The 12,297-nt window shown below is 77.6% G+C and carries 10 protein-coding genes and 1 pseudogene; 7 read left to right on the top strand and 4 right to left on the bottom strand.

Translation table 11 applies throughout. The features are described from left to right. The first annotated feature begins 1 nt into the window (after position 1). From WCD74_RS22540 to WCD74_RS22550, 3 genes are read left to right on the top strand one after another with little or no spacing between them, the layout of a single operon-like run. Complete coding sequence (locus tag WCD74_RS22540; RefSeq protein WP_337697133.1) at positions 2–1,444, top strand: oligosaccharide flippase family protein; 1,443 nt, start codon at positions 2–4, stop codon at positions 1,442–1,444. Next, positions 1,441–2,475: a GNAT family N-acetyltransferase gene (locus tag WCD74_RS22545; protein WP_337697134.1), complete on the top strand. Its 1,035-nt coding sequence runs from the start codon at positions 1,441–1,443 to the stop codon at positions 2,473–2,475. Before WCD74_RS22540 ends, WCD74_RS22545 begins: the two co-directional genes overlap by 4 nt. Next, the gene (locus tag WCD74_RS22550) at positions 2,472–3,668 is read left to right on the top strand and encodes a glycosyltransferase family 4 protein (RefSeq protein ID WP_337697135.1); all 1,197 of its coding nucleotides are present in this window, start codon (positions 2,472–2,474) and stop codon (positions 3,666–3,668) included. Before WCD74_RS22545 ends, WCD74_RS22550 begins: the two co-directional genes overlap by 4 nt. Positions 3,669–3,730: 62 nt before the next feature. Here WCD74_RS22550 and WCD74_RS22555 read toward each other — a convergent pair. Then, positions 3,731–4,798: pseudogene (locus tag WCD74_RS22555) on the bottom strand (GNAT family N-acetyltransferase); the annotation flags it as partial. Between the two features lie 17 nt (positions 4,799–4,815). On the opposite strand from WCD74_RS22555, the gene WCD74_RS22560 reads away from it, so the two are divergent. From WCD74_RS22560 to WCD74_RS22575, 4 genes are all read left to right on the top strand, one after another. Continuing rightward, the gene (locus WCD74_RS22560; protein WP_337697136.1) at positions 4,816–5,295 is read left to right on the top strand and encodes a hypothetical protein; all 480 of its coding nucleotides are present in this window, start codon (positions 4,816–4,818) and stop codon (positions 5,293–5,295) included. A gap of 89 nt (positions 5,296–5,384) precedes the next feature. Then, a complete protein-coding gene (locus tag WCD74_RS22565; protein WP_337697137.1) occupies positions 5,385–7,607 on the top strand; it encodes an ArnT family glycosyltransferase in 2,223 nt (740 codons plus the stop codon). Next, on the top strand, positions 7,604–8,197 hold the full coding sequence (locus WCD74_RS22570; RefSeq protein ID WP_337697138.1) for a protein-tyrosine phosphatase family protein: 594 nt from the start codon (positions 7,604–7,606) through the stop codon (positions 8,195–8,197). The genes WCD74_RS22565 and WCD74_RS22570 overlap by 4 nt, the downstream gene beginning before the upstream one ends. Beyond that, complete coding sequence (locus tag WCD74_RS22575; RefSeq protein WP_337697139.1) at positions 8,197–9,408, top strand: hypothetical protein; 1,212 nt, start codon at positions 8,197–8,199, stop codon at positions 9,406–9,408. Before WCD74_RS22570 ends, WCD74_RS22575 begins: the two co-directional genes overlap by 1 nt. Before the next feature lie 383 nt (positions 9,409–9,791). On the opposite strand, the gene WCD74_RS22580 is transcribed toward WCD74_RS22575, so the two are convergent. The 3 genes from WCD74_RS22580 to WCD74_RS22590 all read right to left on the bottom strand — a co-directional run bounded on the left by WCD74_RS22580 (position 9,792) and on the right by WCD74_RS22590 (position 12,271). Continuing rightward, positions 9,792–10,553, bottom strand: coding sequence for a PIG-L family deacetylase (locus WCD74_RS22580; RefSeq protein ID WP_337697268.1), 762 nt, complete (start codon positions 10,551–10,553; stop codon positions 9,792–9,794). After that, positions 10,553–10,726, bottom strand: coding sequence for a hypothetical protein (locus WCD74_RS22585; protein ID WP_337697140.1), 174 nt, complete (start codon positions 10,724–10,726; stop codon positions 10,553–10,555). The genes WCD74_RS22580 and WCD74_RS22585 overlap by 1 nt, the downstream gene beginning before the upstream one ends. A 93-nt stretch (positions 10,727–10,819) precedes the next feature. After that, positions 10,820–12,271, bottom strand: a complete 1,452-nt coding sequence (locus WCD74_RS22590; RefSeq protein WP_337697141.1) for an Hsp70 family protein — start codon at positions 12,269–12,271, stop codon at positions 10,820–10,822. Positions 12,272–12,297 lie beyond the last annotated feature (26 nt).

Below are 12,297 nucleotides of genomic sequence, written 5' to 3' on the forward strand. Positions count from 1 at the left end.
CATGGGCACCGTCCTGCACACCCTGCGCACCGAGCGCGGCGCCGGCGGCGGGAGCGTCGTCCTGCTGGGCGCCGTCGCGCTCACCGCCGCGATGAACTACGGCCTCGGGCTCGCCCTGGCCTGGCTCCTCCCGACCGACGCGTTCGGCGCCGTCGGCGTCCTGCTCAACCTGCTCCTGCTCGCCACCTCGGTGCTCGCCGCCGGCTTCCCCTGGGCCCTCGCCCGGGACACCGCCCGCGGGGAGGAGGCCGGGTCGGTCCGGGTCGCCCTGGTCGGCAACGTCGTCCTCGGGACGGTGCTCGGCGGCGCGTTCGCCGCGGTGCAGCTGACCTCCGGGGCCGTCCTGCCCGGGGTCGGACCGGTCCCGACCCTGCTGGCGGCCGCGACGATCGTCGTCCTCGCCGTCGTGGCGGTCCTGATCGGCGCCCTGCAGGGGGCGCGGCGCTTCGACGCCGTCGGCGCCGCCCGGGTCAGCGAGATCGTCGTCAAGGTCGTCGCCGCGCTCGGCGCCGTCGGGCTCGCCGGCTACGGCATCGGCGGGGTCGCGGCCGCGCTGCTCGCGGCCGCCGTCGCCTCCGCGCTGGTCGCGTACCTGGCGGCGGCCGACCGGCTGCCCCGTGGATCCCGGCAGCCCCGCCGGCCGCGCCCGGGGACCCTCGCCGCCGCGGTGCCGATGGCGGTGAGCACCACGTGCTTCGGCCTGCTCGGCACGCTGGACGTGCTCGCGCTGGGCGCCGCCGGCGTCCCGCTCGCGGTCGTCGGCGTCTACCAGGCCGCGGCGGTCCTCGCCCGCGCCCCGTTCTTCGTCGGGTCCGCGCTCTCGGACGCGGCGTTCCCGTTCATCGCCGGCGCCCCGACCGCCGCGGCGGCGCACCGGGCGCTGCTCGGCGCGCTGCGCTGGGTGCCGCTGGTGCTCGTGCCCTGCCAGCTGGTGCTGGTGGTCGTCCCGGGCCCGGTGCTCGACGTCGTCCTGCCCGACTCCTACGCCCCGGCCGCCGGCCCGGTCCGGATCCTCTCGCTGGGCACCACCGGCCTGCTGCTCGCGGACATGCTGCTCAAGGCGCTGTTCGCCCGCGGCGCGGCCGCCGCGGTGGCCCGCCGGGTCCCGGTCGCGGTGCTCGCGCAGGTCGCGGCGCTGGTCGTCCTCGTCCCGACCTCGGGCGCGGCCGGCGCCGCCTGGGCCTTCGCGGTCGGCACCTGGACCACGGTCGCGCTCCTCGGCGTGCTCTACGTCCGGCTGCTGCGGCCGACGTGGTCCACCCCGGTCCCCACCCGCTGGGCCGCCGCCGTCGCCGTCCTCGTCGCGCTGCTGCTCGTCGCCACGACGCTGCCCACCGCGCCCGCCCTGGCGGTCGTGGCGGCCGGGCTCGTCGCCTACGCCGTCCTGGCCGTCCCGCTCCTGCTCGCCCGTTCCTGCTCGCCCGCCACCGAGGTGACCTCATGATGTCGTCCCGCACCGTCCACCAGGAGGTCTACGACGCCGACCCGGACGCCGTCGTCACGCAGTCGCCCGCCTTCGCCGACGCGCTCGCCACCCGCGGGTACCGGGACGCCTCGCGGCTGTACACGCTGGCGGACGGCCGGCGCCTCGTGCTCCCGCTGGTGTCCCGCCGCGGTGGGCTCGCCGAGCAGTCGTTCCCCTACGCCTGGGGCTACGGCGGGGCGGTCGTCGAGGGCGGCGAGCTCACCGTCGCCGACGCCCGGTACGTCCTGGACGACCTCCGTCGCCGGCCGGCGCTGCTCCGCACGGTCGTCCCGATGCCGCTGCGCGGGGCGGTGTGGGACGAGGCCGCCGGGGCCGAGGTCGGCCGCGTGCCGTACACGGCGTCGGTCGTCGACCTCGCCGCCGGCTGGGACGAGCTGTGGGCGAAGGGGTTCAGGCGGCAGGCCCGCAACTCCGTGCGCAAGGCGGAGCGGTTCTCCCTCGACGTGCGCCGCGAGACCGGCGCGCGGGGGCGGGGCCTGGACGTCTTCCGCACGCTCTACGCGCAGTCGGTCGACCGCTGGGCCACCGACCGCGGTCAGCCGCTGGCGATCGCGCGACGGATCGCGGCCCACCGCGACCGGCCGGGTCAGGTCGCGGCCGTCGCCGCGGCACTGGGCGAGCGGTGCGTGGTGTGGTCGGTGCTGCGCGACGGCGAGCCGGTCGCGGCCAACGTCGTCCTCCACGAGCCCGGCACCCGCCACGCGCTCGGCTGGATGTGCGCGATGGACACCACCGGCATCGCCCGCGAGACCCTCGCGACCTATCTGCTGCACTCGCTCGCGATCCAGGACGCCTGCGCGGCCGGCGCCCGGTGGTTCCACATGGGCGAGTCCGAGGCGGGCTCCGGGTCGGAGCACTTCAAGCGGTACTTCGGCGCGGAGGCGGTCCCGTACTCCGCCCTGCGCTACGAGCGGCTGCCGTTCTCCCGCACCGAGTCCGCCGCCCGCGCGGCATTCGGTGCTGTGTCGCGGCTGCGGCGGTCGGCATGAGCACCCACGTCGTCCTCTCGATCTACGACGACGTCGGCAACCCGCACTACGGCGGGGGCGGCGCGGCCGTCGTCGCCCGGATCGCCGCCCGGCTGCACGACGACGGGTACGTCGTCACCGTCTACTGCGGCTCCTACCGCGGCGCGGTCTCCGGCGACCGCGACGGCGTCCGCTACGTGCACCTCCCGGTCGGCTGGGCCGGGCCGCGCGGTGGGCAGGTCCTGTTCACGCTGCTCGTGCCGTTGCTCGCGCTCGTCGTGCGCCCCGCGGTGTGGATCGAGAGCCTCACCCCGCCGGTGTCCGCGAGCCTGCTGCCCCTGGTCGCGCGCTGCCCCGTCGTCGGGCTGGTGCAGATGCTGTGCGGGGCGGACATGGCGCGCCGCTACCACCTGCCGTTCGAGGCGGTCGAGCGGCGCGGGCTGGCGCTCTACCGGCACTTCGTCGTGCTGAACGACGTCGACGCCGCGCTCGTCGCCTCCTCCAGCCCCGCGGCGACCGTCGCCGTCGTCCCGAACGGCATCGACCTGCCCGACGCGACCACGCCCGCCGTCGGGAACGGGCTGTTGTTCCTCGGGCGGGTCGACGTGCGGCAGAAGGGCCTGGACCTGCTCCTCGAGGCCCTTCCCGACGGCGGGTCGCTCGAGATCGCGGGGTCCGGGACACCGGCGGAGGAGGCGCGGCTCGCGGCGCTGGTCGGCGACGACCCGCGGGTGCGGCGGCTGGGACGGGTGGACGGGGAGGCCAAGGACGCGGCGCTGCGCCGGTGTGCGGTGATGGTGGTGCCCTCGCGGTACGAGACGTTCTGCCTGACCGCGCTGGAGGCGATGGCCCACGGCCGGCCGGTCGTGCACTTCGACCTGGATCGCCTGGGGTGGATCGGGGACGGGGGCCTGGCCGTGCCCGCGTTCTCGGTGCCGGCGCTGCGGGCGGCGCTCGCGGACCTGCTCGCGGACCCGGACCGCCGGGCCGCGCTGGGGGCGGCGGCCCGCGTCCGGAGCCTGGACTACGACCGGCGTATCACCGAGGGGCGCTGGTCCGCGCTCGTCGCCGACCTGGTCGCGGCCGAGCGGAGCCGGTTGCGCACCGCGGAGAGCCGGTCGCGGGTCTCCTGGGGCAGCCGGGCGACGATCTCCGCGCGGGCCCGGGCGGTGGCCGCGAGGGCGCTGCGGTGGGCCGGGCCGGTGAGGCGGTGACCGAAGAGCTGCAGGCGCACCTGCTCGCGGACCCCGCTCGCGAGGTCGGCCTTGTAGGACTCCGCGTCGCCGAGCAGGTCGAGGTCGTGCAGCTGCGGGTCGGCGCAGGCGACGTCCACCAGGTGGTGGGTGAGCACCACGCCGGGCCCGAGCTTCGCGGCGTCGTCGGCCATGCCGAGCTTGAGGAAGTGCAGCGTGCGGTGGGCGCGCAGGCAGTAGCCGAACGCGACCGCCCGGCCGTCGATGCGCAGGAAGGCGAGGCGGAGCAGGTCGTGCTCGGCGGCCCAGCGGGCGGCGTCGGTGTAGAAGCGGACGCTCGCGGGGGAGGAGAGGATCGCCGAGCCCGCGGCGAGCTTCCAGGCGCGGGCCTCCAGGCGGAACCCCTCGGCGAGGCGGTCGTCGAGCCCCTCGGTCCCGTCGGCGAGCTCCAGGGTGACCTCGCCGGCGTCGGCCATCCGGTGCCGCAGCCGGCGCAGGCCGTGCCGGCGGTTCTTGGAGAGCCGGCGCAGGAACTCCTCCGGCGTGCCGGTGGTGTCGATCCAGGGCGAGGCGCAGACGGGCTGCTCCACGGTGGGCAGCCCGGTGGAGCGCAACGCGGCCGTGACGGGGTGCTCGGCGGGCAGGGCGGACAGGTCGACGGGACGGCGGAGGTGGGCGACCCGGTCGGCCAGCTCGGCCGCGGCGTCGGCGTCCGACGCGATCGGCGTGAACAGCGCGGTCTCGTGGTTGGTGGGGGAGCGGACCCCGAGCCGGCCCGCCGTCAGCGGCAGCACCGCGACGAGCTCGCCGCCGCGCTCGACGGTCAGCAGCCGCAGCGCGTCCGCGCGGCCGAAGGCCCGGGCCCACGCGGTGAGCCACCCGGGGCGGACGAAGGGCGGGACGGCGGTGGACACGGCCAGGGCGTCCCAGCGCGCCGCGAGATCCGGGTCGGGGGCACGGAGGTCCAGGCTCGCCACCCGCCCGGACCGTAGTGCCCGCGCACGCCGCTGACCAGCGACGTTGCCCTCCGTGGCGGAGCTTGCGGGGAGCGTGACGTAGGGCTGGCCCCACCCCCGGCGCAGGGGCCGCACCCTGGGAGCACGGGCCGCGGCGGACGACGCTTCAGGGGCCGGTCCACCGAGGGCCGCCACCGCCCGAGGAGCCCGCCGTGACCGTCATCGCCTTCCCCCAGCCGCCCGCCCGTCCCGCCCCGTCCGCCCTGGACGCGCCGACCGTCTCGGTGCCGGTCGAGGACACGGTGCCGATCGGGCCCCGCCCGGTCCCGCCGGTGCACAGGCCGGTGCCTGCTCCCGGCTACGGCTATCCGGTGCCCGCCGCCTACCCGGTGCCGCCGATGCAGACGCCGTACGCGCCCGCCGGGACCGGCGGGGTGCCGGTGCCGTGGGGTCCGCCGTCCGGGCCGCTGCCGGTCGCGCGCCCCGTCCCGCCGTACCCCGTCCCGGCGCATCTCGTCCCGCCGCGCCCCGTCCCGCCGCGCCCCGGGCCGGCCGCCCCGCGCCGTCGTCCCGCCACCGCGCTCGTCATGGCGGTGCTGCTGTTCGTCCTGCTCGTCGGCGGCGGGATCGCCGCCTACGTCGGTTTCAGCGTCGGCCCGGCGTATTCGACCGGCGCCGTCGTCGGGCAGTGATCACGGTGCGTGCGCCCGTCGGATCTCCCCCGTCACGGGGGGTTGCGCCCCCTCCCGGGGCCGGTCGGCGGCCCCCGACAGTGATGCGCATGCCGGCCCTGCTCCGCCGTCGTGGGCACCTGCCCGAGTGGGCCGTCGCGCTCGTCGTCGCCGCGGTGTCCGCGGTGCCGATCCTGTGGAACATCGGCTCCTCGCCGGACACGATGTTCGACGAGGTCTCCTACGTCATGGCGATGCGCAACATCGCCCTCGGCGGCGACTACACCTGGTCCAACCAGCCGGTCTTCGTCCACCCGCCGCTGTCGTTCGTGCTCCAGGGCGGCTGGCAGTGGCTGTGGGGTCTCGCGGACGCCGACCTCGAGAGCTCGGTGCGCGGGGCCCGCGTGTTCGCCGGCCTGGCGACCGTCGGCATCGTCGTGCTCACCGCCCTGATCGCCCGCCGCCTGATGACGCACGCCTCGCCCCGCCGCCGCGCGGTGCTCACGGGCATCGTCGTGGCCCTCGCCGCCACCGACCCGATCATGCTGCGCTACCTGCGGATGGCGATCATCGAGCCGTTCTCGGTGGCGCTGTCGCTCCTCGTGCTCTACCTCGCGATGCGCCTCGACACCCGGCGCCCGGCGGTCTACGTCCCGCTGATCGGCAGCCTCACCGGCCTCGCGCTGCTGACCAAGGAGATGTCGGTCTTCCTGGTCGCGACCCCGCTGGTGTCCGCGGTCCTCGCCCGCGACGTCCGGCGCGCGAAGCGGGCGCTCGGTGCGCTCGCGGTCGGGGGAGCCGTCTGGCTCGCGTTCCCGGCGTGGGCGATCGGCCTCGGCCTGGGACGGGCGTTCGCCGACGAGAAACTGCTCCTGTTCTACCGCCTGCTCGGCATCGTCCAGACCACCGGCTGGAACCGTCCCGGGTTCTCCTCGGGCTCGCTGCTCGAGGCGACCGCGATCGCCGGCCGCGACTACGGCACGTCCTACCTGGTGCTGCTCGGCGGCGGGCTCGCCCTGGCCTGGCTGCTGCTGCGCCGTCCCGACGGCGGGTCGCGGTGGCTGCTCGCGTGGCTGGTCACCAGCTACGGGTTCGGCGTCTACATGGTCGCCTTCGGCAGCCTGAACGAGCACCTGTTCGTCTACCTCGTCCCGGCCGCGGTCGTCGGGGCCGTGCTGGTCGGCGACGCGGTCGTCGCCCGCACCCGCCCGGCCCGGATCGCCGCCCTGGCCCTCGTCGTGGTGGCCGTCGGCTTCTCCCTCGGCGGGTGGGTGCGCAACGACGCGATCGACGGCGACGGCGTGTTCCGCTCGGCGGCGTTCCTGCGCGACACCCGGGCGGCGTGCGACGTCGTCAACGGCATCGGCGACTCGGGCAAGTGGGCTCCGCTGCTCCCCGGCCGCGAGCTGACCGACTTCGGCACCGGGCAGGCCGCGGCCAGCCACGGGGTGCACCTGTTCTTCGTCTCCGGCAAGGACCCCGCCGTCGGGAACGCCCTGCCCGAGCTGCCCGCGTGGATCACGTCCCGGGGCACCCGGCTCGCGAGCTTCCCGAGCGCGACCTACGGCGGCCTGGAGCTGTGGGAGGTCCCCACCGACCCGTTCGACCCGCTGGCCGACGTCGAGCCGATGCGCGACGGCGTGTTCGTCACCACCGTCGGCTCCCGCTGCGGCGGCTACCCGGTGCTCGGCGCGCTCGCCGCCCGGTGGGAGGAGCGCGGCGGCAAGGGGGTCCTGGGCCCTCCCCGCGGGTCGGCGACCGGCACCACCCAGGTGTTCGCCGGGGCCGTGCTCACCGACGCCGGCATGCGCCCGGTCGTCCGCGAGCTGGCCGCGGACCGGCCGGACGCCTACACGGGCGCCGGGCTGCCCCCGGTCACCGACGCCGGCGGGCTCGACGACGCCGCGCTGAGCGACCCGGCGATCCGCGCGGCGTTCCTGCGGGCCCCGGAGGGCACGGCGGGGGCGTTCACGTCCGCGGTGGCCCGCTACGGCGCGCCGGTCGGGGTCCCGACGACGGGCCCAGACGGCTCGGTGTCCCAGGCCTTCGCCGGGGTCGTGCTCACCCGGGCGGCCGGGTCCGACGTGGTGCGGGCCGCCCCGGTGGGCGACCTCGCGGTGTCGAGCGGGCTCGTCACGCTCCCGCCCGAGGCCACCGCGACCGTGCCGCCCCCGCCGCTCGCCGGGGAGACCGCCCCCGACCAGCCGTCGAACCTGCGCGGGTTCGCCGGTGCGCTGCTCGTCCTGCTCGTGTCCGCGGCCGGGGTGCCGGCCGTCGTCCTGCTCGCCCGCCGCCCGACCCGCGGCACCCCACCGAAGGAGTACCGGCCGTGACCCCCGCCCTCGGCGTCGTCGCCCGCCCGCCGCGGCGCACGATGCTGCTCCGGTTCGCCGTGCTCGCGGCGCTGGCCGTGCTGGTGCTCGTGGTGAAGGCGAGCGGCGTGCTGTCCTCGCCGCCGCCCGAGGCGCCCCCGATGCCCGGTGGCGCGGTCGTCGTGCCGGGGATGGTCCGGGCCACCGCGCCCGGCGAGTCCGACCTGGTCCTGCTCCGGGACTCCCTCGGCGTGCGGACCGTGGTCGCGGTCGGCCGCGCGAGCGCGGAGGAGCAGGCGACCGCGCAGGCCCTCGGGCTGCGCCTGGTCGAGCTCGGGGTCCGCGACGGCGTGCCGACGCCGGCCCAGCTCGACACCGTCCTCGGCCTGCCCGGCCCGGTGTTCCTGCACGACGACACCGGCGACGGCCCCGTCGTCGTGCTCGCCGGGATGGTGCAGCTCGTGCGCGGGGTCCCGGCCGCGGACGTGGCCGCCCGCTTCACCCCGGCCGAGGCCGCGAAGCTGACCCCGGAGCAGCGCCGCGCGCTCGCCGCGGTGAGCGACGCCGTCGGCGGGTCGGACGGCGCCTACGCGTCGGTGCGGGGGAAGTGATGCGCTGGCTGCTCGCGGGGCTCCTCGCCGGGTGCATGCTCGTCGGCTGCGGGGCCGCGGTGGTCGGAACGCCCGCCGTCGCCGGGGCGCCCGTGCCCGCGACCCTGCTCTCGGTGGTCGAGCGCTCGCCGGCCGAGGCGGCCGCGGGGGTGCGCGGCGCGATGGTGGAACTGTCCTGGGCCCGGATCGAGCCCGCCCCCGGACGCGTCGACACGGCCGCCCTGCGCGCGTTCGCCGCCGACGTCGCCGCCCTGCGCCGCGACGGCCGGACGGTCTCGCTCGGGCTCGGGCTGCACGAGACCCCGGAGTGGGTGCTCGCCCTGCCCGACGCCCGGCTGGTCGACGAGTCCGGCACCGACTCCCCGTACGCCTCCCTGGTGTTCGACCAGCGGCTGCGTGAGCTCGCGGAGGACTATCTCGCGCAGGTCGCCCGGGTCGTGGATCTGGGGTCGTTCGCCACGGTGCGTCTCGGCGCCGGGGGCCTGGGCGAGGTGCTCTACCCCGACGGCGGCGGCTGGTGGGCCTTCGACCGCAACGCGCAGAACGGCCCGGACCTGCCGCCCTCGATGCCGCGCAACCCGGCCCCGGGCTGGGTGCCCGGGTCGGGCGGCCTGTCCGAGGACGGCGTGCGGGCGTGGGCCGACTGGTACGTCGGGGCGCTGGTCGACGTCGTCCGGTGGCAGATGGCGACGCTCTCGCGCCTGGGGTTCGGCGGCTCGTTCGAGGTCCTGACGCCGGGTGTGGGGGTGGTGCCCTCGGCCTACGCGTCGGCGGTCGACCGCGGCCTGCCGCGCGGACAGCTCGGGACGGGCGCGGCGTGGGCGACGGTGTACGCGGGACTCGGTCGCGACCGGCGCGTGGTCGCGTCGGTGACGTCGGTGGCCGACGGGTCGGGCGACAACGACACGTGCACCCCCGACGATGCCGGGGTGGCGCTGTCGGACCCGACGGTGTCCTCGTGGTCGGCGACCCGGTGGATCACGCGGGTGGCCGCGGCGAACGGCCTCGCGGTCACGGGGGAGAACCCGGGCTTCGGGTCCTCCCCGGAGCTGGACGCCGCGTACCGGGACGAGTCCGACGACGGCATGGCGGCGGTCGCGTGGCGGCAGGCCCGGTCGTGCGGGCTGCGCACCCTCTCGTGGGCCCACGGCCGCCAGCTCTGGGACGGCACGCTCCCGCTCGCCGCGTTCGCGGGGCGGGCGCGGGGGTGAGGGGGCGTCGCGGAGGCTCGGCGAGTGCGACGTGGTGCAGGTCCGGGCGCCGCGGAAGATGCGTGGTGTAGCACTCGGGAGCGGGCGTGGAAGCGTCGAGGCGGCTGGCCCCCATGGGCGGGGCGCGTTGCGTGGCGCACACGGTCGGTGCTGGTCGTCCGGTGACGCTGCGGCGTTGCGTGGCGCACCTGGTCGACCTCCTGCGGCGAGTGCGACGTGGCGCAGGTTGCGGCGCCGCGGAAGCTGCGTGGTGTGGCACTCGGGAGGGCGGCGCCACCATCCCCAGAGTGGTCGTTCGGCGAGTGCGACGTGGCGCAGGTTGCGGCGCCGCGGAAGCTGCGTGGTGGAGCACTCGGGAGCGGGCCCAGGCGGGCGGAACCGGCTCAGGCGCTCCAGTACGTCTCGGGCGCGCGCGGGACGTCGCCGCCGGGGAAGAGGGCGTCGACCTGGGTGCGGTAGCCGCGCACCAGGGACTCCTTCACGCCCGGCCGCTCGTCGAGCTGGTGGGGCCGCAGGCCCTCGCGGCGCACGAAGGCGGCGTCCGGGGCGTGGGTCAGCGAGTAGGGGAAGTCCGAGTAGTAGACGACCCGCCCGGGCCACGTCGGGCCGAGGTCGCGGGTGATCAGGTGGTCGACGTGGCGCCCCACACCGAGGGGAGCGAGCAGGAGGTCGACGTCGGGGGCCCGGGAGGCGAGGTCGTCGGCGAGCGCGCGGCGCAGGGCGCGGTCACCGCGCGAGACCCGGCCCCGGGCGATGTCGAAGCGGTAGGTCGGGTAGCGGTGCGCGAGCTCGGGCAGCACCCGGCCGACGGCCTCGGGCACGGCCCGCCGCCGGAACAGGGCGTCGGTGTGGCCGGCGTGCTCGGCGCGGGCGTCGAGCCGGGCCACCACGTCGAGGTCCTCGGCCCGGCGGGCGGCGAAGAGGGTCGCGGCGTCGGGGTGGGCGCACTGGCGCAGGAAGGACCGGGCCGCCCGCGTGTGGGGGCCGGGCGAGCAGTCGGTGAACAGGGTCAGGACCGAGATCGTGGTGTCGGTGAGACCGGAGAGCAGACCGGCGCAGGACAGCACCGCGTCGTCGAGGTGGGGGGAGAGGACCAGCACCCGGGCGCCGCCGCGTCGGGCCTCCTCGAGCGCCGCGGGGAGCATCACGCGGCCCGGCGCGGCTCGACGAGCAGGCCGGCGGCCCGCAGCCGGGCGGCGACGAACTGGTCGGCCAGCGGGACGCCGTCGATCAGGATGCGGCCGGCGACGATCGTGCCGCGGCCGGCGGCGAGGGCGGCGAGGACGGCGCGGTCGCGGGGGGTGATGTCGGTGCTCATGGCGGGCTCCTCGGGGAGTGCTGCTGTGGTGAGAGAAGCGTGGCCGACCTCCGGGTTGCGCCGCGGTGGAGCGAACCCTCCTCCCGGGTGGGGTCAACCCCCCAGCAGGAGGACGAGCCCGGCCCCGAGGGCCACGACGACGACCAGCACGACGAGCACGAGCAGCACGACCCGCCGGGACCGCCGCGGGCCGGCCGGTGGCGACGGCGGCGGCACACCCTGCCGGGGCGGGTACGGGTACGGCGGCCCCGGCGGGCGGAACGCCGGCGGCCCCGGCACCGACCCGGGAGGTGGCCCGGGCCGGAAGGGCCCGGTCGGTGGCGGCGCCGCTCCGGGGCGTCCCGGAGGCGGACCTGCGACACGGGCCCGGGGCGGCGGAGCCGCGGGACGCCGCACGGCGGTGGTGCGGTCCTCGGCGTCCGCGTCCCGGCGCAGCGGGGTGAGCGTGGTCCGGCCGTCCTCGATCGGCTCCGGGGCGGCCGCCGGCGCGGCGGCGGCCCCGGCCCCGACACGGACCGCCCCGAGCGCGACGACGTGGTCCGGGTTCGCCTCCACCACCACCGGCGCGGCCACGGCCTCGCGGACCGCCGACACCACCAGCGGCACCCGGGCGGACCCGCCCACCAGCAGGACCGCGGCCAGCTCGTCCGGCCGCAGGGACGCGCCGTCCAGCGCCTCCCGCAGCGCGGCGACCGCCCGGGCCGCGACCGGCGCGACCCGGGCCTCGAACGCGGCCCGGGTGAGCGTCACGTCGACGTGGCGACCGGGCAGGAGCAGCGGCACCGGCACCTCGTCGTCGACCGACAGCGCCTCCTTCGCCGCGACGCAGTCCGCCCGGAAGCGGGCCAGGGCGGGTCCCGACGACGGGTCCTCCGGGTCGAACTCCGCGAGCAGGCCGCCGGAGGCCTCGTCGACCAGGGCGCCCACGGCCTCGTCCAGGTCCGCGCCGCCGAGCCGCTCGTCCGCGACCGGCGTCCCGACCACCGCGCCGCCGCGCATCACGGACGCCTCGCACGACGTCCCGCCGAGGTCGAGCACCGCCACCGGCGCCGAGGCGTCCAGCCGGCGGGCGGCGCCGACGTGGCGGGCGGCCGCCTGGGCGTCCGGCACGGTCAGGGCGTCCGCGAGTCCCGCCGCGGCGGCGACCTCCTCGAACACCCCGCGCCGGTACGGACCCCACGACCCGGGGTGCGTCAGCACCACGCGCGAGGGCCGGTCGCCGCGCACGGCGACGGCCCGGTCGAGCACCCCGCGCAGCATGGCCGCGAGCAGGTCGGTGGCGGGCTCACCGCGCTCGCCCAGCAGGACCGGGGTCGGGTCGCCGAGCCGGCGGCGGACCTCGCGGGCGACGCGGTCGGGTTCGGTGACCACCCGGCGGGCGGCCCGGTCGCCGGTCAGCAGCGCCCCGTCCGGACGGCGGGCCACGACCGCGGGGGCGAGGACGGCACGGTCGCCGAGCGGCACCATGTCCACCCGGTCCGCGTCGCCGGCCGCGGCGGCGATCGTGGTCGTCCCCAGGTCGACCCCGAGGACGTACGACGGCACGGCGCCTCCCACCCACGATGTCGATC

Source organism: Actinomycetospora aurantiaca, assembly GCF_037401875.1.
GTDB lineage: Bacteria > Actinomycetota > Actinomycetes > Mycobacteriales > Pseudonocardiaceae > Actinomycetospora > Actinomycetospora aurantiaca.

What these genes read in the sequence shown, in the direction of transcription:
- WCD74_RS22540 (WP_337697133.1), top strand. Translation starts at nt 2, where the DNA reads ATGGGCACCGTCCTGCACACCCTGCGCACCGAGCGCGGCGCCGGCGGC.
- WCD74_RS22545 (WP_337697134.1), top strand. Translation starts at nt 1,441, where the DNA reads ATGATGTCGTCCCGCACCGTCCACCAGGAGGTCTACGACGCCGACCCG.
- WCD74_RS22550 (WP_337697135.1), top strand. Translation starts at nt 2,472, where the DNA reads ATGAGCACCCACGTCGTCCTCTCGATCTACGACGACGTCGGCAACCCG.
- WCD74_RS22565 (WP_337697137.1), top strand. Translation starts at nt 5,385, where the DNA reads ATGCCGGCCCTGCTCCGCCGTCGTGGGCACCTGCCCGAGTGGGCCGTC.
- WCD74_RS22575 (WP_337697139.1), top strand. Translation starts at nt 8,197, where the DNA reads ATGCGCTGGCTGCTCGCGGGGCTCCTCGCCGGGTGCATGCTCGTCGGC.
- WCD74_RS22580 (WP_337697268.1), bottom strand. Translation starts at nt 10,553, where the DNA reads ATGCTCCCCGCGGCGCTCGAGGAGGCCCGACGCGGCGGCGCCCGGGTG.
- WCD74_RS22585 (WP_337697140.1), bottom strand. Translation starts at nt 10,726, where the DNA reads ATGAGCACCGACATCACCCCCCGCGACCGCGCCGTCCTCGCCGCCCTC.